Origin of the sequence: Stappia indica (assembly GCF_020177335.1) — a bacterium.
Lineage (GTDB): Bacteria > Pseudomonadota > Alphaproteobacteria > Rhizobiales > Stappiaceae > Stappia > Stappia indica_B.
The window spans coordinates 41905-61912 of sequence record NZ_JAIVMG010000011.1; the positions used below are offsets into that span (position 1 = coordinate 41905).

General features: G+C 65.0%; 18 protein-coding genes. 12 read left to right on the forward strand and 6 right to left on the reverse strand.

Annotation, left to right across the window (positions count from 1 at the left end):
* The first annotated feature begins 313 nt into the window (after positions 1 to 313).
* From hemE to LC062_RS15175, 4 genes are all read left to right on the forward strand, one after another.
* Positions 314 to 1330, forward strand: a complete 1017-nt coding sequence (gene hemE / locus LC062_RS15160; protein WP_224911985.1) for a uroporphyrinogen decarboxylase — start codon at positions 314 to 316, stop codon at positions 1328 to 1330.
* 7 nt (positions 1331 to 1337) lie between these two features.
* Complete coding sequence (gene hemJ / locus LC062_RS15165) at positions 1338 to 1763, forward strand: protoporphyrinogen oxidase HemJ (RefSeq protein WP_224911879.1); 426 nt, start codon at positions 1338 to 1340, stop codon at positions 1761 to 1763.
* A gap of 304 nt (positions 1764 to 2067) precedes the next feature.
* Positions 2068 to 3333 carry a transcription termination factor Rho gene (gene rho, locus LC062_RS15170; RefSeq protein WP_224911986.1) on the forward strand — a complete coding sequence of 422 codons (1266 nt, stop codon included), beginning with the start codon at positions 2068 to 2070 and terminating at the stop codon, positions 3331 to 3333.
* 393 nt (positions 3334 to 3726) lie between these two features.
* Entirely contained in the window at positions 3727 to 4305 is a 579-nt protein-coding gene (locus tag LC062_RS15175; RefSeq protein ID WP_224911880.1) for a GNAT family N-acetyltransferase, read from the forward strand.
* Here the strand turns inward: LC062_RS15175 and LC062_RS15180 are convergent.
* Entirely contained in the window at positions 4283 to 6334 is a 2052-nt protein-coding gene (locus tag LC062_RS15180) for a thioredoxin domain-containing protein (protein WP_224911881.1), read from the reverse strand. The two genes, LC062_RS15175 and LC062_RS15180, sit on opposite strands and share 23 nt — an antisense overlap.
* 120 nt (positions 6335 to 6454) lie before the next feature.
* On the opposite strand from LC062_RS15180, the gene mnmE reads away from it, so the two are divergent.
* The 5 genes from mnmE (at position 6455) to LC062_RS15205 (ending at position 12747) form a co-directional block, all read left to right on the forward strand.
* Positions 6455 to 7822 (forward strand): tRNA uridine-5-carboxymethylaminomethyl(34) synthesis GTPase MnmE, encoded by a 1368-nt coding sequence (gene mnmE / locus LC062_RS15185; protein ID WP_224911882.1) that lies wholly within the window; start codon positions 6455 to 6457, stop codon positions 7820 to 7822.
* Positions 7823 to 8240: 418 nt separating this feature from the next.
* On the forward strand, positions 8241 to 10136 hold the full coding sequence (gene mnmG / locus LC062_RS15190; protein WP_224911883.1) for a tRNA uridine-5-carboxymethylaminomethyl(34) synthesis enzyme MnmG: 1896 nt from the start codon (positions 8241 to 8243) through the stop codon (positions 10134 to 10136).
* Entirely contained in the window at positions 10133 to 10807 is a 675-nt protein-coding gene (gene rsmG / locus LC062_RS15195; protein ID WP_224911884.1) for a 16S rRNA (guanine(527)-N(7))-methyltransferase RsmG, read from the forward strand. The genes mnmG and rsmG overlap by 4 nt, the downstream gene beginning before the upstream one ends.
* Before the next feature lie 6 nt (positions 10808 to 10813).
* On the forward strand, positions 10814 to 11638 hold the full coding sequence (locus tag LC062_RS15200; protein WP_224911885.1) for a ParA family protein: 825 nt from the start codon (positions 10814 to 10816) through the stop codon (positions 11636 to 11638).
* Positions 11639 to 11850: 212 nt separating this feature from the next.
* On the forward strand, positions 11851 to 12747 hold the full coding sequence (locus tag LC062_RS15205) for a ParB/RepB/Spo0J family partition protein (protein ID WP_224911987.1): 897 nt from the start codon (positions 11851 to 11853) through the stop codon (positions 12745 to 12747).
* A gap of 297 nt (positions 12748 to 13044) precedes the next feature.
* Here the strand turns inward: LC062_RS15205 and LC062_RS15210 are convergent, their stop codons facing one another.
* The 3 genes from LC062_RS15210 to LC062_RS15220 form a co-directional block, all read right to left on the reverse strand.
* Positions 13045 to 13377, reverse strand: coding sequence for an SMR family transporter (locus LC062_RS15210; protein ID WP_224911886.1), 333 nt, complete (start codon positions 13375 to 13377; stop codon positions 13045 to 13047).
* A gap of 3 nt (positions 13378 to 13380) precedes the next feature.
* On the reverse strand, positions 13381 to 13959 hold the full coding sequence (locus LC062_RS15215; protein WP_224911887.1) for a TetR/AcrR family transcriptional regulator: 579 nt from the start codon (positions 13957 to 13959) through the stop codon (positions 13381 to 13383).
* Positions 13960 to 14100: 141 nt separating this feature from the next.
* Positions 14101 to 14667, reverse strand: coding sequence for a sigma-70 family RNA polymerase sigma factor (locus LC062_RS15220; protein WP_224911888.1), 567 nt, complete (start codon positions 14665 to 14667; stop codon positions 14101 to 14103).
* A gap of 356 nt (positions 14668 to 15023) precedes the next feature.
* Between LC062_RS15220 and LC062_RS15225 the strand changes: the two genes are divergently transcribed.
* The 3 genes from LC062_RS15225 to LC062_RS15235 all read left to right on the forward strand — a co-directional run bounded on the left by LC062_RS15225 (position 15024) and on the right by LC062_RS15235 (position 17705).
* Positions 15024 to 15530 (forward strand): invasion associated locus B family protein, encoded by a 507-nt coding sequence (locus LC062_RS15225; RefSeq protein ID WP_224911889.1) that lies wholly within the window; start codon positions 15024 to 15026, stop codon positions 15528 to 15530.
* Positions 15531 to 15987: 457 nt separating this feature from the next.
* Positions 15988 to 17214, forward strand: a complete 1227-nt coding sequence (gene rlmN / locus LC062_RS15230) for a 23S rRNA (adenine(2503)-C(2))-methyltransferase RlmN (protein ID WP_404829735.1) — start codon at positions 15988 to 15990, stop codon at positions 17212 to 17214.
* Entirely contained in the window at positions 17211 to 17705 is a 495-nt protein-coding gene (locus tag LC062_RS15235) for a translation initiation factor IF-3 (RefSeq protein ID WP_224911891.1), read from the forward strand. The genes rlmN and LC062_RS15235 overlap by 4 nt, the downstream gene beginning before the upstream one ends.
* 23 nt (positions 17706 to 17728) lie before the next feature.
* Here LC062_RS15235 and LC062_RS15240 read toward each other — a convergent pair whose 3' ends face one another.
* Together LC062_RS15240 and purH are read right to left on the reverse strand one after the other, a co-directional pair.
* Positions 17729 to 18115 carry a YkvA family protein gene (locus tag LC062_RS15240; RefSeq protein WP_224911892.1) on the reverse strand — a complete coding sequence of 129 codons (387 nt, stop codon included), beginning with the start codon at positions 18113 to 18115 and terminating at the stop codon, positions 17729 to 17731.
* Between the two features lie 172 nt (positions 18116 to 18287).
* A complete protein-coding gene (gene purH / locus LC062_RS15245) occupies positions 18288 to 19904 on the reverse strand; it encodes a bifunctional phosphoribosylaminoimidazolecarboxamide formyltransferase/IMP cyclohydrolase (protein ID WP_224911893.1) in 1617 nt (538 codons plus the stop codon).
* Positions 19905 to 20008: the final 104 nt, after the last annotated feature.

The window sequence follows — 20008 nt, forward strand, 5'->3', positions numbered from 1 at the left end:
TTTCATTTGTGTGGATGACGCGATTGTTCCGCGCCGCTCCCCAGCTCATCAACAGACGACAAATCGTTAACAGATGGTTAACGGAGTTTCAAAGGGCTGATTTTATTGCGATTATGACGATATCACCGGATTGCGACGAAACGCCGTCCCGAAAAATGCTCGACAGTCCCGACCTGAATGAGTCATGTGGACCAGTGTCGATAATCGGTAATCCCGGTTGTCCAGTGACAAACAGAATAAACAGAATCCTTTTCAAGGATTCTTTCTTTTTAAAAGGGAGTTATCTGTGACTGACTCCAGATCGCGGAGAGTGATGCGGGTTCTGGCTGGAGAAAGGCTCTGGCCGCCTCCGGTCTGGATGATGCGACAGGCGGGCAGATACCTCCCCGAGTATCGCGCGACCCGCGCGAACAAGAGCAATTTCCTCGAGTTCTGCTACGACACGGATCTCGCCACCGAGGTCACATTGCAGCCGATCCGGCGCTATGGCTTCGATGCCGCCATTCTGTTTTCCGACATTTTCGTCGTTCCAGATGCGCTTGGGTATCCGGTGCGCTTTGAGGAAGGGCGCGGTCCGGTTCTGGAGCCGCTGTCCTCCGAGCTTGTTTCGCGGCTCGACCAGGAGCGGGCAGTGGGCCATCTCGATCCGGTTATCGAAACCGTTCGGCGGCTGCGCAGCGAATTGCCCGAGGAGACGACCCTGCTCGGTTTCTGCGGCGCGCCCTGGACGGTGGCCTGTTATTCGGTCGCCGGCCACACCACCGCCGACCAGACCGCGGCTCGGGTCGGCGCCTATCGCGACCCGGCCTTGATGCAGTCCTTCATCGACGCGCTGGTTCCGGCCTCGATCCGGTATCTGGTGCGCCAGTTGAAGGCCGGTGCTGATGCGGTGCAGATCTTCGACACCTGGGCGGGCGTTCTCGACGATGCCGGGTTCAAGCGCTGGTCGATCGAACCGACCCGGCGGATCGTCGAAGGCGTGCGCAAGGAAATTCCCGATGCGCGCATCATCGGCTTTCCCAAAGCGTCGGCCGCCCGGCTCGAGACATTCATCACTGGGACCGGTGTGGATGCGGTCGGTCTCGACTGGACGGTGCCGGCGGATCTGGCGCGCCAGGTCCAGAGCAAGGTTCCGGTGCAGGGAAATCTCGATCCGATGCGGCTGGTGGCCGGCGGCGAGGCCTTGCGCGAAGGCGTCGATCAGGTGCTTGCCAACCTGGGCAAGGGGCCGCTCGTCTTCAATCTCGGTCACGGGGTGACACCGGATGCGGATCCGGACAATGTCGCGCGGATGATCGACCAGGTGCGAGCCGCGCCGGATCCCATGTGAGCGGACGATGCTGTATCTCTGGCTGAAAGCCTTTCACATCATGTCGGTGATCGCCTGGATGGCGGCGCTGTTCTATCTGCCGCGCCTGTTCGTCTATCACGCACAGGTCGCGGTGGGCTCGCCGCAGAGCGAATTGTTCAAGGTGATGGAACGGCGCCTTCTCAAGGCGATCATGCGGCCGGCGATGATGGCGAGCTGGATCTTCGGCCTGTGGGTCGCCTATGAGGGCGGGTTCCTCAGCGATGGCTGGTTTCACGCCAAGCTGACCCTCGTTGTCCTGATGACCCTTTATCATACTTATCTGGCTAAATGCGTCGGCGTGTTCGCTGCGGACGCGAATCAGCGCGCCGACCGCCATTACCGGATCATCAACGAAGTGCCGACTGTGCTGATGATCGGTGTGGTGATACTGGTGGTCTTGAAGCCTTTTTGATCCTGGTGGGGAAAATTAACGGTTTTCCCCGATGATATCTGTCGTGAAATCGCATTCATATCTATAAGCGCTGCAAATGCCGCTTGCGCTTCATTCTGAATAACTGTAAATTCCAGCATCCTCACATCCTGCGGAAATGGTTTCCTGCTCCTGTCAAAGGACGTTACGGAAGTCAGGTTGACCCGATTTGGCGTCGGCTGAAAATCCGCAGATACTTCCGATCCCTATTCCATGAACCCGACCCGCAGTGCGGCGTTGGGCCCGGCGATCAAGCATCCCTCCAACAGAAGACCATCCCTTGCCCATGCGGGAAATGAAACTCTCTGATCTGAAGATCAAAACACCGACCGAGCTGCTCAGCTTTGCCGAGGAGCATGAAGTCGAGAACGCAAGCACCATGCGCAAGCAGGAGCTGATGTTTGCGATCCTGAAACAGCTTGCAGCCCAGGATGTCGATATTATCGGCGAAGGGGTGGTCGAGGTTCTTCAGGACGGATTTGGCTTCCTCCGCTCCCCGGATGCCAACTATCTTCCCGGGCCGGACGATATCTATATTTCTCCCTCCCAGATCCGGCGCTTTTCGTTGCGCACGGGTGATACGGTCGAGGGGGAGATCCGCAGCCCGAAGGATGGCGAGCGCTACTTCGCGCTGCTCAAGGTCAACAAGATCAATTTCGAGGATCCGGACAAAGCGCGCCACAAGGTGCATTTCGACAATCTGACCCCGCTCTACCCGGATGAGCGGCTGAAAATGGAAGTCGAAAGCCCGAACGGCAAGGATTTCTCGGCCAGGGTCATCGACCTGGTCGCCCCGCTCGGCAAGGGGCAGCGCGGGCTGATCACGGCGCCGCCGCGGACCGGTAAGACGGTCTTTCTGCAGAACATCGCCAAGGCGATCACCACCAATCATCCCGAATGCTATCTCATCGTGCTGTTGATCGACGAGCGGCCCGAAGAGGTCACCGACATGCAGCGCACGGTGAACGGCGAGGTCGTTTCCTCGACCTTCGACGAACCGGCGGTGCGTCACGTCCAGGTCGCCGAGATGGTGATCGAAAAGGCCAAGCGGCTGGTGGAACATGGCCGCGACGTGGTGATCCTCTTGGATTCCATCACCCGTCTGGGCCGTGCCTACAACACGGTTGTTCCCTCCTCGGGCAAGGTGCTGACCGGTGGTGTCGACGCCAACGCCCTGCAGCGGCCGAAGCGCTTCTTCGGTGCGGCGCGGAACATCGAGGAGGGCGGTTCGCTCACCATCATCGCCACCGCGCTGATCGACACCGGCAGCCGGATGGACGAAGTGATTTTCGAGGAGTTCAAGGGAACCGGCAACTCCGAGATCATCCTCGACCGCAAGATCTCCGACAAGCGCGTCTTCCCGGCGATCGACATTCAGCGTTCCGGCACTCGCAAGGAGGAGCTGCTGGTCGAGCCGCAGCAGCTCAAGAAGATGTATGTGCTGCGCCGGATCCTCAATCCGATGGGAACGGTGGATGCCATCGAGTTCCTGCTCGATAAGCTGCGCCAGACCAAGTCGAACGAGGATTTCTTCGACAGCATGAACACCTGAGGCATCGGCCGCCGCGTCTGATTGCCCCTGGAGGGAGGAGGACGCGGCCGGCTCGATGTCAGAGTGTTTGAAGATTCACGTGAAACACCCGCGCCAGGACTTGGCGCGGGTCGGACTGCGGATAAAGGCTAGGTACCCTCTGCGTCATCCCGGGCAAGCGTCAGCACGACCCGGGATCGGGGAGCCAAAAGACAGGCGTCTCAACGAGACTGGAACCGAGGTCGTGCCTCGCCGATCCCGGATCTCCGCATGCGCGTCGTCCGGGAGGACGCCCCTTACGGGGCTTCGTCATCATGCTCACCCGCGCCGGGTCCTCCGGTGCGGGTGTTTTTGTGTGCACTGTTTCACGTGAATCAACTGGATTCGGATCCGGAAGGAAGTGAGGACCACACAATGGAGCTGATAACCGAGCGTTTGCGGCTGCGGCCGTGGCGCGAGCAAGACAGCGAACCCTTTGCCCGGCTGAACGCGGATGCGGAGGTGATGCGCTATTTTCCCGCTCCGCTGACCACGGCTGAAAGCGACGCGATGATCGCGAAGGCGCGGCAGCGGACGGCGGAAGCTGGTGTCTGCTTTCAGCCGATTGAGGAAAAGGCCAGCGGGCGCTTTCTCGGCTTTGTCGGCCTGAACCGGCCGGCCTATCCGGTGCCTTTGCCATTCGATCCGTGCGTTGAGATCGGCTGGCGCCTGTCGCGCGGCGCCTGGGGAAAGGGCTATGCCAGCGAGGCGGCGCGCGCCTGGCTCCGATTCGGCTTCGAAACGCTGGGCCTTGAGGAGATCGTCTCCTTCACCTTCATTGGCAACGACAGGTCGCGCAAGGTGATGGAACGCCTGGGAATGACCCGGGATCCGGCGGAGGATTTCCTGCATCCGATGCTCACGGCCGATCACCCGCTGGCATCGCATGTGCTTTACCGGCTGTCGCGGGCCACCTGGCGGCGCGGCGTGCTCAGCCCCGACGCAGGGCGCTGACCGTTTCCGGGATCCGGGCCGGGTCGGTCAGCGGCGGGGAGCACAGCCCTTCGCGGCAAAGATAGAGGGTTTCCCGTCCCTCGATTGCGGTCTTGCCGTGCAGCGGGTGAGAGAACGGGAAGGCGATGGTGCCGGTGACCTGCCGGCGGATTATGGAAGGGTCCGCCAATGCCCTCATGGCGGCGTGGAGGGGTGATTGCAAGACGTCCTCGGTTGCCCCTTCGGCCGCAACGATCACCGCCAGCATCCCGTTTTCGCGCGTGTCGAGGGCGTTGAGCAGGGCCGCAGTGGCAAAGACGTTGCGGGTGATGCCGCTGGCGAAGGCGGTGAAGATCGCGTCGGCGCGGGCCCTGTAGATGTCGTCGCCGGTCAGGTGCCAGAGCCGGATCAGCGCCTCGGCGGCCACCGCATTGGCATTCGGTGTCGCCTCATCATTGGCCGTATAGGGCCGAAGGATCAGATCGTCGGCCGCGGCGGCGGTCAGATAGTATCCGCCCTGGGCATGGGCGTAGTCCTGCTGCAGACGGTCGGCGAGGCCGGCCGCATCATCGATCAGGGCCTCGGCCTCAGCGTCGTCGGTGGCGGTCTCGGCGAGCGCAATCGCCGCCTTCATCATGGCGGCGTGATCGCTGGCAAAGCCCGGGCGGGTCTGGCGACCGTCCCGGTGGGCGTGGGCAAGGCGGCCTTGCCGGTCGGCCATGGTGGTCATGATGAAGCGATAGGCAGACATTGCGAGATCGCGCCAGGATTCACGTGAAACACTGTTTGCCGCCTCGGCAAGACCGGCGATGGTCAGGCCGTTCCAGTCGGTGAGGATCTTGTCGTCCCGAGCCGGGGCGATCCGCATCTCGCGCGCGGTCAGAAGGGTCTGGCGCCAGTTGGCGAGGGTGTCCTCATCGATCGGCGGCGAGGGGGCTTGATCGGGGTCGAGCCGGTTGGGGATGTTGCGGCCCTCGAAGTTGCCGGCCGGTGTGATGTCATAGACCCGGCTGAACGCAATCACCGCTTTTTCTCCAAGCAGGTCGGCGATCTCGGTCGGTGTCCAGACGTAGTATTTGCCTTCCTCACCCTCGCTGTCCGCGTCGAGGCTGGCGGCGAAACCGCCCTCCACCGCCATTTCCCGCTGCAGCCAGCCGATGGTCTCCTCGATTCGCCTTCGGAACAATTCCTCGCCGGTGGCATTGTGCGCCCGGGCCAGATCGCTGAGATACTGGGCGTTGTCGTAAAGCATCTTCTCGAAATGCGGCACCAGCCAACGCTCATCCACCGAATAGCGCGCCAGACCGCCACCGATGTGATCGTAGATGCCGCCCTGGCTCATTTGCCGGAGACTGGTGAGACACAGTGTTTTCTGCCGGGCACTGGCCCGCCGCAGGGCACCGCGCCAGATCAGTTCCATCACCGCGCTTTGCGGAAATTTCGGCGCACCGCGAATGCCGCCGTGCTGCGGGTCGATCATGGCGGCTAGTCGCTCACTGGCCTGCGCCACCAGGCCCCGCGGCAGGGCAGGGGCCCCGGCTCGCTCCGCCGTTCGGGTCAGCTCGGTCATCAGGGCGGTCCGATTGCCGTCGATTCGCGTCCGGTCCGTTCGGTAGGCGCGAGCAACCGCCTCCAGCACCTCGACGAAACCGGGACGACCCCAGCGGGCATCGCGCGGAAAGTAGGTGCCGCCCCAGAAGGGCTCTGCCTCGGAGGTCAGGAACATGGTCAGTGGCCAGCCGCCTTGTTCGCCGAGCGCATGCAGCGCGCTCATGTAGATCTGGTCGACGTCGGGCCGCTCCTCCCGGTCGACCTTGATGTTGATGAAATGCCGGTTCATCACCTCCGCCACCGCTTCATCCTCGAAGCTTTCATGGGCCATCACATGGCACCAGTGGCAGGAGGCGTAGCCGATGGACAGAAGGATCGGCTTGTTGGCGGCGCGCGCCTCTTCCAGTGCCTCCCGGCCCCAGGGACGCCAGGCGACCGGGTTGTCCTTGTGCTGGAGCAGGTAGGGGCTGGTGGCGTCGGCAAGGCGGTTGTCGGACATGGGCTTCCCGGGTATCAGGAGGAAAAGCGGGATATGTCCCGAACCTAAGGCATGATGGCGGCACAGCAAGGCCTGATGACGATCCGGGGCAAAGACCCGTGCGCTGCCGGTATGATGTGAGTGAGCCGCTTGACCGACGAGACGATTTTTGCCCTTTCCAGCGGCCCGGTGCCGGCCGGCGTCGCGGTGATCCGGGTGTCCGGGCCGAAGGCTCGATTCGCCTGCGAAACCTTGACCGGGGCCTTGCCTGCCCCGCGCCGTGCGGCCTTGCGCGCCTTTCGCGACGGGCTGGATGGCGAGGTGATCGACCAGGTTCTGGTGCTATGGTTCCCCGGTCCGGCCAGCTTCACGGGCGAGGATGTGGTCGAGTTTCACTGCCATGGCGGGCGCGCGGTGGTGGCCGCCGTGCTCGCGGCGCTGGCGCGGTTGCCGGGTCTGCAGCCGGCGGAGGCAGGAGCCTTTACCCGCCGCGCGTTCGACAACAACCGGCTGGATCTCACCGAGGTGGAAGGGCTCGCCGATCTGATCGCGGCGGAGACCGAGGCACAGCGCAAGCTGGCCATGCGGCAGATGAGCGGCGAACTCGGCCGGCTCTATGAGGAATGGCGGCGGCGGATCGTACGCATTCGCGCGTTGATCGAAGCGGATTTCGATTTCGCCGATGAGGAGGATGTGCCCGAGGGCGTGTCGGCCACGATCTGGCCGGAGGTCGCGGATCTGCTTGCCACGCTGGACCGGCATCTCGACCGGTCGCGCGGAGCGGAGCGGGTGCGCGGCGGCTTGCAGGTGGTGCTGCTCGGCCGGCCCAATGCGGGCAAGTCCAGTCTGCTTAATGCGCTGGCGCGGCGCGATGTGGCCATCGTTACCCCGGAGGCGGGAACCACCCGCGATCTGTTGGAAGTGCATCTCGACCTGCGCGGCTTTGCGGTGACGCTGATCGACACGGCGGGCCTGCGCGAAACCGACGGTCTGGTCGAGGCGGAGGGCATTCGCCGCGGGCTCGCCCGCGCGGCGGCCGCCGATCTGGTGCTGCTGTTGTGCGCGCCAGGGGATGCGGCGCCGGGGAGCGCCTTGCCTTTGGAGCTGACCGAGCTGACCGCGCCGATCTGGCAGGTGGCCACCAAGGCCGACCTGGGTGGCACCGCCCCGGAGGGCAGTGGGGCGCCGCAGGAGCTGACGCTGGCCGCGCGACATCATGTGTCGGTGGTCGCGCCCGGTGGGCTCGACGGGTTGATCGACGCGCTTGGCGATTTTGCCGAGGCGAGTGCGGGCAACCTGGCCGACCCGCTGGCGACGCGCGAGAGGCACCGCGCGCATCTCGACGCTTGCCGGCAGGCTTTGAGCCTGTCGCTCGACGACAATCGTCCGCTGGAAATCCGGGCGGAGGACCTGCGCCGTGCCGCCGATGCGCTCGGCCGCATTGCCGGACGGGTCGGCGTCGAGGATCTGCTCGACGTGATTTTCCGGGAATTTTGTATCGGAAAGTAAACAAACTGTTTCACGTGAAACAGGGGGAATCCTCGGTCGATTCCCTCCCGGAATGAAGACTCCTGCGAAATGATCGTCAAAGTGGGGCCAGATCCGGTGCCCTTGCCGCCTGCTGGGCGCTCCGCCACCGCCGCGATCAAGGGATCGCCACGCATTGCGTCCGCCATTTTCGCGCCGGGCAGTGCAGGAATGGCTTTGACCCTTCGCCGGGGATTGGATAATCAGAAAAGGCTTTTCGCGCACAGGACCCGGCGTTTTCGGCCCACCCCGGCAGGGGAGGTGGTTGCCCTGCGTTGGTGTCGGCTGGCCTTCGGTCGGGTGATTGCGCGGGATCAGGTGAGTTGGACCGGAGCGCGGTCCGGCCATCCCGCCGGCAAAACCTGGGCCGGCTCAGGGATGAGCAATGAAGGAGTAGAGGGTGTCCGGCTTCAATCGCGCATATGACGTGATCGTCATCGGCGGCGGCCATGCGGGCTGCGAGGCGGCGGCGGCGAGCGCCCGGCTCGGCGCGGCCACCGCGCTGGTGACCCATCGCTTCGACACCATCGGCGTGATGTCCTGCAATCCGGCCATCGGCGGTCTCGGCAAGGGGCATCTGGTGCGCGAGGTGGACGCGCTCGACGGGCTGATGGGTAGGGTGGCGGATCGCGCCGGCATTCAGTTTCGACTTCTGAACCGGCGCAAGGGACCGGCGGTGCGCGGCCCGCGCGCCCAAGCCGACCGCGCGCTTTACCGCGCCGCCATGCAGGCGGCGATCCGCGAGACCGACAATCTCACGGTGATCGAGGGGGAGGCCGGTGAGCTTCTGGTCGACGGTGGCCGTGTCTCCGGCATCGGGCTGGTGGATGGCACGACGCTTACCGCTGGCGCGGTGGTCCTGACCACCGGCACCTTCCTGCGCGGTGTCATTCATCTGGGCGACCAGCAGATCCCCGCCGGGCGCGCGGATGAGGCGCCGGCGGTGCGGCTGGCGGAGTCGCTGCTCGCCGTCGGGTTCTCGCTCGGACGGCTGAAGACCGGAACGCCGGCACGGCTGGATGGGCGCACCATCGATTGGGCGCGGTTGGCCGAACAGCCAGGGGATTCGGATCCGGAACCATTTTCGACCCTGACGACGGCGATCGAGACGCCGCAGATCTCCTGCCACATCACCCGCACCACCGCGAAGACCCACGAGATCATTCGCGACAATCTGCATCGCTCGGCGATGTACTCCGGCGGGATCACCGGGCAGGGGCCGCGCTACTGCCCGTCGATCGAGGACAAGGTGGTTCGGTTCGGCGAGCGGGATGGTCATCAGATCTTCCTGGAGCCGGAAGGGCTCGACGATCCCACGGTCTATCCGAACGGCATTTCGACCTCGCTGCCGGAAGATGTGCAGCACGCCTTCTTGCGCACCATTCCCGGATTGGAGCAGGTGGCGGTGTTCCGGCCGGGATACGCCATCGAATACGATCACATCGACCCGCGCGAGCTGAACCGGACCCTGGAGACGCAGAAGCTGCCGGGGCTCTATCTTGCCGGCCAGATCAACGGCACCACCGGATATGAGGAGGCGGCGGCACAGGGGCTGGTCGCCGGGCTCAATGCCGCGCTCAAGGTCGGTGGCCGCGCGCCGCTGGTGTTCGGCCGGGCGGATGGCTACATCGGCGTGATGATCGACGATCTGGTGACCTGCGGTGTGTCCGAGCCCTATCGGATGTTCACCTCCCGCGCCGAGTACCGGCTGTCGCTGCGGGCGGACAATGCGGACCAGCGGTTGACGCCTATTGGTCTTGAGGTCGGCTGCATCGGCTCGGACCGTCGAGTCGCTTTCGAAACGAAATGCCGGGAGCTGGAGGCGGCGACCGCACAGCTCAAGGCATTGACACTGACGCCGGAGGAAGGGCGGCGCGCCGGTCTGCCGATCAACCAGGATGGGGTGCGGCGCTCGGCCTTCGAGCTGCTGTCCTATCCGGACATCGACCTTGTGCGGCTGCGCGCTGTCTGGCCGGAGGCGCTCGGCGGGCTCGATCCGAAGATCGCCGGACAGGTGGCGATCGACGCGCTTTATGCGGTTTACCTCAAGCGGCAGTCGGCGGATATCGAGGCGCTGCGGCGCGATGAGGCGTTGGCTCTGCCGGTGGATCTCGACTATGGCGCCCTGCGAGGGCTTTCCAATGAGGCGCGGCAGAAGCTGGAAGCGGTGCGACCGGAAACCCTTGGCCAGGCGGCGCGGATCGACGGGGTGACGCCGGCCGCGCTGACCCTGCTGCTCGCCCATGTGCGTCGCGGCGAGGGCAGGGGCCAAGGCAACGACAGGGGGGCGGCATGAGCCGACCGATACCGCCAGCGGCGGTCGATGGGCCGGAGATGCTTCACGGACCTCTCGCCGTTTCACGTGAAACACAAGAGCGCCTAGCCATCTATGTGGCCTTGCTGTTGCGCTGGCAGAGGGCGCAGAACCTGGTCGCGCCCTCGACCCTTCGTGAGGTCTGGCGCCGGCATGTGGGCGACAGCATTCAGGTTGCGCGGCTGTTGCCGGAGGCGCGGCATTGGGTCGATCTCGGCAGCGGCGCCGGGTTCCCCGGCCTGGTCACGGCAATCCTGTTGATGGAAGAGGAGGCGCCGGGTCGGGTGCATCTGGTGGAGAGCAACCAGCGCAAGGCGGGGTTCCTGCGCGCGGTGATCCGGGAAACCGGCTGCCCGGCGGAGGTCCATGCCGTGCGGATCGAGGATCTGGCGGAAGGGTTCGATGCGCCGGTGGAAGCGGTTTCGGCCCGGGCACTGGCGGATCTGACGGTGCTGTGCGGCTATGCGGAACCGTTTGTCGCCCGGGGTGCCACGGCGATTTTCCACAAAGGAAAGAATTTCCGCGAGGAGATCACGCAAGCGTCTCACGCTTGGGATCTGGATCTGGTACAAACAGACAGTCTGATTGATCCTGACAGCCGGCTCCTGATGATCAGGCACATCCGGCCACGTCGTTCATCAGGGAAAGGCTAGATCCGGATGAGCATTCTGCCGCAGTCTCCCCGCGTGTTGGCCCTGGCCAACCAGAAAGGCGGGGTCGGAAAGACCACCACCGCGATCAATCTGGGAACCGCCCTGGCGGCGATCGGGGAACGGGTTCTGGTCATCGATCTTGACCCGCAGGGCAATGCCTCGACCGGGCTGGGGATCGACCGCCGCGACCGCGATCTGTCGACCTATGACGTGATGACCGGCGAGTGTTCACTTGCCGAAACCATCCTGGACACCGATGTGCCGCGTCTGTGGGTGGCGCCATCGACCATGGATCTGCTCGGGGTCGAGCTGGAGATTGCCGCCCGTCCGGATCGGGCGCATCGGCTGCGCAACGCGATTTCCGCCATGGCGCAGAGCCGGGAGGAGGCACTCCCGGATTTCTCCTATGTGCTGATCGATTGTCCGCCCTCGCTCAATCTTCTCACGATCAATGCACTGTCCGCCTCTCATTCGATCCTGGTGCCGCTGCAATGCGAGTTCTTCGCGCTGGAGGGGCTTAGCCAGCTTTTGAGCACGGTCGAGCAGGTCAAGGCGGCGCTCAATCCGGAGCTGTCGATTCATGGCATTGTGCTGACCATGTTCGACAGCCGCAACAACCTGTCGAACCAGGTGGTGGCCGATGTGCGCGAGACCATGGGCGATGCGGTGTATGAGACGGTGATCCCGCGCAATGTGCGTGTGTCCGAGGCGCCGTCCTATGGCAAGCCGGCGCTGCTTTACGATCTCAAGTGTTCCGGCAGCCAGGCCTATTTGCGCCTGGCGTCGGAAATCATTCAGCGCGAGCGGACCTTGCGCGGCGTTGCCGCGTGAGACGCGACTTTCGATTCGGCAACGCTCCGATTCGGATGCGCAACAACCTGGTTTGACCGAATGGCCGGCCGGCCGAGGCACGGCCGGCGCCGGATGAATGTGCAACGGGGCCCGGGGGTTTCCGCCTTGCTTTTCGCATGATTGGAAGCGGGGAGGGGCCTCATGGCAAAGAACAGACAGCCTGAATGGCGCGAGCAACGGGTAAGAACGACATGGCGGATGAGGACGGCAGCAAGAAGAAGCGGTTGGGGCGCGGGCTCGCGGCGCTGATCGGTGAGGTTGGAACCGAGCCGCCCGCCGATCCCCGGCCGCCGCGCGACACCCGGCGGGTGCCGATCGAGTTCCTGACCGCCAATCCGCGCAACCCGCGCAAGAATTTCGGCGAGCGGGACCTTGAGGACCTGACCGAGTCCGTGCGCGAAAAGGGGATTGTGCAGCCGCTTCTGGTGCGCCCGGTGGCAAGCCGCGACAACGCTTATGAGATCATCGCCGGTGAGCGGCGCTGGCGGGCGGCGCAGCGGGCCGGCTTGCACATGGTGCCGATTGTCGTGCGCGATGTCACCGACCAGGAAGCGCTGGAACTGGCGATCATCGAGAACGTGCAGCGGGCCGATCTCAATCCGATCGAGGAAGGGCTCGGCTACGACCAGCTGGTGCAGGAATTCTCTTACAGCCAGAGCGAACTGGCCAAGGTCATCGGCAAGAGCCGCAGCCATGTGGCCAATACGCTGCGCCTTCTGAAACTGCCGAACTCGGTGAAGGATTATCTCGCCGAGGGGCTCTTGACCGCGGGCCATGCACGGGCGCTGATCACCGCCGCCGATCCGGCGGCGCTGGCCGAGCTGATCGTGGAAAAGGGCCTCAATGTGCGCGAGGCGGAAAAGCTGGCGCAGGATCCCGAGGCGCTGACGCGCAAGGGCGCGAGCCCCGCCCGCAAGGCGGAGAAGGACGCGGACACGCGGGCGCTGGAAAAGCGTCTTGCCGACAGCCTTGGCCTGAAGATTGCCATTGCCCACAAGAAGGAGCGTGGCTCCGGCGAGCTGAAGATCAAATACGCCTCGGTTGAACAGCTCGACGAGATCTGCCGCCTGCTCGGAATCTCCGACTGAGTGACGGTGCGGCCCAATCCTGCCGGACGAACACAGGCCGACGCATGCTGCCGACAAGAGGCAAAGCCGCCGCTCGGCGTCATCCCGGGCAAGCCTCAAGCGCGACCCGGGATCGGGGAGCCGAAAGACTCACGTTTTCAATCGGCTGAACCTGCGAGGCCGAGCCTCGCCGATCCCGGACCGCGGCTATCGCTGCGTCCGGGAGGACGCCCACGATATTTCACAACATTTGGCCGGTGCGGGAAACTGCGCCGGCTTTGTTTTTTATCGGCGTACTTGAAGCCGTCGTGGCGCCCGTCAGTGCACCGTCGTCTTGGACAGGAGATTGACGATCAGCACGCCGAGGAGGATGAAGCCGATGCCGATGGCGCCCCAGGCATCGAGCCGCTGACCGAACAGCGCCCAGCCGATGCCGGAAACGAGGATGATGCCGGCGCCGGACCAGACGCCATAGGCAATGCCGATCGGCATCACCTTGAGGGTCAGCGACAGGAAATAGAAGGCGACCAGATAGCCGAGCGCGACGATCACCGAGGGCACCAGCTGGGTGAAGCCGGCAGAGGCTTTCAGCGCGGAGGTGGCGATCACCTCGCCGAGGATGGCAATGCCGAGGAACAGGTAGGTCTGCATGGCTCAGGGCGCTTTCGGCTCAAAGGTGGGTATGGGGCGGGTCGCGGCGATCAGGCGGTCGCGCAAGGCAGCCCGATCGGGAATGTCGATGCCGGCCAGATCGGCAAGCCAGACGCCATCGGCGGCGTGGCGGACGATGGCGAGCGGCGGCGCATTGTCGGTGCGGCGGTGCCGGTCGAGGCGCTGCGTCACCCAGTCGGCCCACCGTTCGCGCAACCTGGGCTCGGCAATCGCCGAGATCCAGAGCGCCGCATGGGGATCGGCGGGGTCGGCCGCGCCAAGCCGGCAGACCACATCCGCATAGGCGCGGGTGAAACAGCCCTGCGGCTCACCGTCGGCGGCGATCCGCGCATCGATGTCCTGGTCGAGGCTTTCCAGCAGATCGGCGAACACCGCGTCGACCAGCGCCTGCTTGCTGGCGAAATGGTGAAACAACGCGCCCTTGGTGACGCCGGCGGCGGCCGCGACCGCCTGGAGGCTGAGCGCGGCGAGCCCCTTGTCGCTGGCCATCAGGCGGGCGGCGGCGAGCAGGGCGTGGCGGACCTTTTCCGGATCCTTGCGGCGATGATGGGCGGCGCTCATAAAACATACCTACCAGTCGGTTTGTTCTTCGGTCAACCCGCGACCGCCGTGTCCATTGGGGGCAGGCCGCAGGAGATGGCAGAGGAAAATGGCAACGAAGGTGGGTATGGCGCTCCGGGCGCGGCGCGGATCGCGGCCGGGTCAGGGCCGGTCGACGGTGCTGTCGGCTTCCAGGGTCTTGCGCAGTTTGGTGAAGGCGAGCCGGATGCGGGACTTGACCGTGCCGAGCGGGAGGCCGCTCTCCTCGGCGATCTGGCTGTGCGACAGGCCGGAATAAAACGCCTGGCGGATCAGTTCGACCTGATCCGGCGGCAGATCCTTCAGCGCGTGGCGCACCCGGTCGTCGCGGATGCGGGCATCCAGACTATCGTCCTGGGCCTCCGGCGCGGGCGGCCGCAGCATCGGTTCTTCCGGATCGAGCCGGTCGGACCGGGCGCGGCGCAGGGTGTCGATGCGCCGGTTGCGGGCGATGCGGAACAGCCAGGTGGCAGCGGAGGCACGGCGGGCGTCGAACATATGCGCCTTGCGCCAGAGCGTGACCATCGCGTCCTGAACGATGTCCTCGGCCGCGCCCGGCTCGGCGCCGAGCCGGATCAGATAGGCCTTGATCCGGGGTGCGAAATGATCGAACAGCTCGGCGAAGGCGGTCTTGTCGCGCGCTTCGGCGACCCGGGCGATCAGACCGGCGTGATGCTGCGGATCGGTCACGGCCGTGGATCCTCCGTGCCTGCCGGGTTCGGCCGCTGCTGTCGCCTGCATTGCATTGCGATCCCCATCCCCCGATCTTCCACCCGGATCCACAGGCCTTGGTCCGCTTGCGCGACGTGACGCCGATCCCGGCCCGGATCGGCGACGGTCACATGGAAGATGTCACACTGTTGCCCGATTTGTGCCCGCAGCGTGCACCCTCCGATTGATCATAGCCGGTTTTCGAAGGGGCACCACGTGCGAGTGGATCTATCAACCCTTTCGTAACTTGCAATGCAGTAACCTTAAAACAAGGTGACAAATCTGCTGCAGATTTGATCAGATGTCGAAGCGCGAGCAGTAGCGGTCAGGAGATCATGCAGGCACGAACGCTAATTCCAGCCCTCATCGCAGTCGTTTTGTCGAGCGTGGCGGCTTCGGCCCAGACGCCGACCCCGATTGGCGAGTTCAATCAGTGGCGCGCGTTTTCCTATGGCGGTGCCAAGGGAAAGGTGTGCTACGCCTTGTCGCAGCCCACGAAAATGGCGCCGAGCGACCGGAACCACGGAGATGTGTTCTTCTTCGTGTCCAACCGCCCGGGTGAGAATGTTACGAATGAGCCCAGCGTCATCGTCGGGTATCCGTTCAAGGACAATTCCTCCGTCTCGGTCGATGTGGACGGCAGGAAATTCACGCTGTTCACCAAGAACGACGGCGCGTGGATGTCGAACCCGGCCGAGGAGCGTCAGCTGATCGCCGCCATGAAGGCCGGCAGCAAGATGCAGGTGACCGGCGTTTCCCAGCGCGGCACCCAGACGATATATGACTTCTCGCTGTCGGGGGTGACCGCGTCGATCACCGCCGCGGACAAGGCCTGTCGCTGATCGCCGATCCGGCGGGCCTCCCCCCCGCATGTCGAATACCGGTGGCATTGCCTCGGAAAAGCCCGCTTTGTCGGGCTTTTTTCGATTTTGCAGCTGCGCTATATCCTGTGCGGCCGATACAAGGGGCTCACAAAGCCGGCGCCGGTGGGTATACTGCCCTGCGCGCGGGCGACCGGCGCACCGGACCGGGTGTGCGGTTGCGTGTCTCGATCACGGCCAGGAGCTTCCTCCGCGCCTCCCGATGTCCGGAGGGCGCAGAGGTGGCTTTTGCGCAACGCGCCAAAGGGCGGTGGCAACAGTCACCGCCTTTTCGCGTTGGCACTGATTGCCGATATTTGAACAGGAACAGGCACTGCCGCGCTTTGGCGCCGGACAGCCTCCGGGATGGTCCCGAACCTGAGCCATAAACCGATCCGGCCCGCTTCGGCCATTGATGAAGACGACGAAGACCATGAGCATGCGCGACAGTGACACACAGACGGCCCCCGCTCCCGGGTCCGCCCGCCCGTCCGAGGCCCCTGTGGCGGCAGAAAAGCCGTCGCTGATCGGCCTGGACCGGGAGGAGCTTGCCGAAGCACTTGTCGCCATCGGCGTGCCCGACCGGCAGATCCGGATGCGGGTGGCCCAGCTCTGGCACTGGTTCTACGTGCGCGGCGTGTCCGATTTCGCCGATATGACCAATGTGTCGAAGGATCTTCGGGCGCTGCTTGCCGAGCATTACACCATTGCCCGGCCGGAAATCGTCTCTGAACAGATCTCCAACGACGGCACCCGCAAGTGGCTGTTCCGCTTTCCCCCGCGCGGTGCCGGCCGGCCGGTGGAAATCGAAACCGTCTACATTCCGGAGGAAGGACGCGGCACCCTCTGCGTCTCCTCCCAGGTCGGCTGCACCCTCACCTGTACCTTCTGCCACACCGGCACCCAGCGCCTGGTGCGCAACCTGACGGCGGAGGAAATCCTCTCCCAGGTGCTGATCGCCCGGGATCGGCTCGGCGATTTTCCGAAGGGCGAGACGCCGGCCAATGCCGCCGTGCCGTCCGAGGGCCGGCTCGTCACCAATATCGTGATGATGGGCATGGGCGAGCCGCTCTACAATTTCGACAATGTGAAGAAGGCGCTGTTGATCGCCTCCGATGGCGACGGGCTGTCCCTGTCGAAGCGGCGGATCACCCTGTCGACCTCCGGCGTGGTGCCGATGATCGAGCGCACCGGCGCTGAAATCGGCTGCATGCTGGCGATCTCGCTGCATGCGGTGCGTGACGAGCTGCGCGATGAACTGGTGCCGATCAACAAGAAGTGGAACATCGCGGAACTGCTCGAGGCCTGCCGCAACTATCCGGGGCTGAACAACGCCCGCCGCATCACCTTCGAATACGTGATGCTGAAGGGGGTGAACGACAGCCTCGCCGATGCGCGCGAGTTGGTGCGCCTGTTGAAGGGCATCCCGGCGAAGATCAACCTGATCCCGTTCAACCCCTGGCCCGGCTCGGCCTATGAATGCTCCGACTGGGAGCAGATCGAAACCTTCGCCGATGTGGTCAATCGGGCGGGCTATGCCTCGCCGATCCGCACCCCGCGCGGCCGCGACATCTTCGCCGCCTGCGGTCAGCTCAAGTCGGAATCCGAACGCATGCGCGCCAAGGAACGGGCCGCGCTCGAAGCTGTGACGCCGGCCGCTTCATGATTGATGGCGGCGGCTTCGTCCTTCAGGTGATCCGCATCGTCGTCGGCTTCATCTGTGCCATGCTGGCGGCCGGCCTGTTCCTGGCCTTCGGCTTCGTGCAGGCGGTGGATCTTGAGGGCGATCCGGTGGCCGCTGGCGCGGCGTTCGGCTCCGGTCTCATCGGTGCCAGCGTCATTGGCGGCTTTGCCTTCCTGCCCGCATGTCTCGCCATCTTGCTGTCGGAGGCGCTGCGGCTGCGCGGCGTGATCTTCCATCTGGCCGCCGGCGGGGCGATCGGCTTCGGTCTGTGGATGCTGGGGGATGCAGCGCCGGCGGATCCGGCACGGGCTGCCATGGGCGGCTTGCCGCCCGGCTCGACGGTGGCCGCTTCCGCGGGGTTCCTTGCCGGCTTCGTGTACTGGCTGATCGCCGGGCGCTGTGCCGGCCGCTGGCGGCTGGTGGGCAATCTGTCCCGCGAACCTGGTTCAGATGGCGATCCCGGCCAGAGCTGACCCGGTTTTCCGATTTTTTCAGATTACGGTGCGGCGCTGTCCGTCTCCGGATGCAGCGCCTTGCGGGCGGCGGCGAGATGTTCGTCGCGCACATGGGCGCGCACCAGCGCCAGCACGCCGAGCAGGATGCTGGCATCGTCGCCGAAGCCGATGCCGACCAGCATGTCGGGCACCGCATCAAACGGCATGACGAAATAGGCAAGAGCGGCGAAGATCGCCCCGCGCACCCGTGACGGGGTGGCCGGATCGAGGGCGCAGTAATAGGCCGCCAGCACGTCTTCCATGAACGGGATCTGCCGCATGGCCTTGCGGGCAACGGTGAAGATCCGCTCGGAAACGCGGGCCTTCTGCTCTTCCTCGGGGCCGAGGAATTCGGCATCGAAGCCGAGATCGTCGAAGCGGGATGTCATGCGGAAGCCTCCTCCCCCCTTTGCGTAAGCCTGCTCTGGCGCCCAAATCTGGCGCCGGCTGCTGCCCTTCATGTGGGGCGGTGCCGTGCCGATTTCAAAGCTTTCAGGGGAAGAGAGCCCTCCCGGCGCCAGCCGAAGCTCGCGCCGGAAGGTGTTTCGGGGTTGATCGCGATCAGTGCCGGAAGTGGCGCATGCCGGTGAAGACCATGGCAAGGCCGGCCTCGTCGGCGGCCTTGATCACCTCATCGTCACGCATGGAGCCGCCCGGCTGGATCACCGCCGTGGCGCCCGCCTCGACGGCGGCCATCAGGCCATCGGCGAAGGGGAAGAAGGCATCGGAGGCAACCACCGAGCCGCGGGTGAGCGGTGTGGTCGCGCCGGCCGCCTCAGCGGCATCCTCGGCCTTGCGCGCGGCGATGCGGGCGCTGTCGACCCGGCTCATCTGGCCGGCGCCGACGCCCACCGTGGTGCCGTCCTTGACGTAGACGATGGCGTTCGACTTGACGTGCTTGGCAACGCGGAAGGCAAATTTCAGATCGGCCAGTTCCTGCGCGCTCGGCGCTCGCTTGGTCACCACCTTCAGATCCAGATCGTCGACGACACCGGAATCGCGTCCCTGCACCAGGAGGCCGCCGGCCACGGTCTTGACCGCCAGGCCCGGCGCGCGCGGATCGGCGAGACCGCCGGTCAGCAGCAGCCGCAGGTTCTTCTTGCGGGCGACGATGTCGATCGCGTCCTGGCTGGCGTCGGGAGCGATGATCACCTCGGTGAAGATCTTGACGATCTCTTCCGCCGCTTCCGCGTCCAGCGGAGCGTTGAGGGCGACGATGCCACCGAAGGCGGACACCGGATCGCAGGCCAGCGCCTTTTCATAGGCGGCCTTCAACGTCTCCCCTTCGGCAACGCCGCACGGGTTGGCGTGCTTGATGATCGCCACCGCGCGGGTGCGGGCGGGATCGAACTCGCTGACCAGCTCGAAGGCGGCATCGGTGTCGTTGATGTTGTTGTAGGACAGCGCCTTGCCCTGGATCTGCCGGGCGGTGGCGACGCCGAAGCGGTGCTCGCCGGTCTTGTAGAAGGCCGCCTGCTGGTGCGGGTTCTCGCCGTAGCGCATCACCTCGGCCAGGGTGCCGCCGATGGCCCGGTGCGCCGGTGCGGTCTCGCCGATTTCGCCGGCAAACCAGTTGGACACGGCGGCGTCATAGGCGGCGGTGCGGGCAAAGGCCTTCTGTGCCAGCTGCTTGCGCAGGGACAGCGGCACCTGGCCGTCATTTTCGCCAAGCGCGGCAATCACCGCATCATAGTCGGCCGGATCGCTGACCATGGTCACATAGGCGTGGTTCTTGGCGGCGGCGCGGGTCATCGCCGGCCCGCCGATGTCGATGTTCTCGATGCCGGTGGCATAGTCGGCGCCGCCGGCCACGGTTTCCTCGAACGGGTAGAGATTGACGCAGACGAGGTCGATGCCCTCGATGCCATGGGTCTCCATGGCCGCGCGGTGGTCCGCATCGTCGCGGATCGCCAGAAGCCCGCCATGCACATTGGGGTGCAGCGTCTTGACCCGGCCATCCATGATTTCGGGAAAGCCGGTCACGTCAGAAATGTCGGTGACCTCAAGGCCCGCCTCGGCCAGCGCCGCCCGGGTTCCTCCGGTCGAGATCAGCGCCACGCCACGGGCGGCCAGCGCGGCGGCGAAGGCGACAAGGCCGGTCTTGTCGGAAACCGACAGGAGCGCGCGCTTGACGGGGACAAGATCGGGAACGGGAATGCGTTTTGACGCCACGGCCATCGCAATATCCTTCGAGCTGGTGAGGAACGGGAGTTCGCCCGCGCCCTAGCACGAATGGCGGCGTACCGGAAGGCGGCAGCGGCGGAAATCGGCGCTGGCGGCTG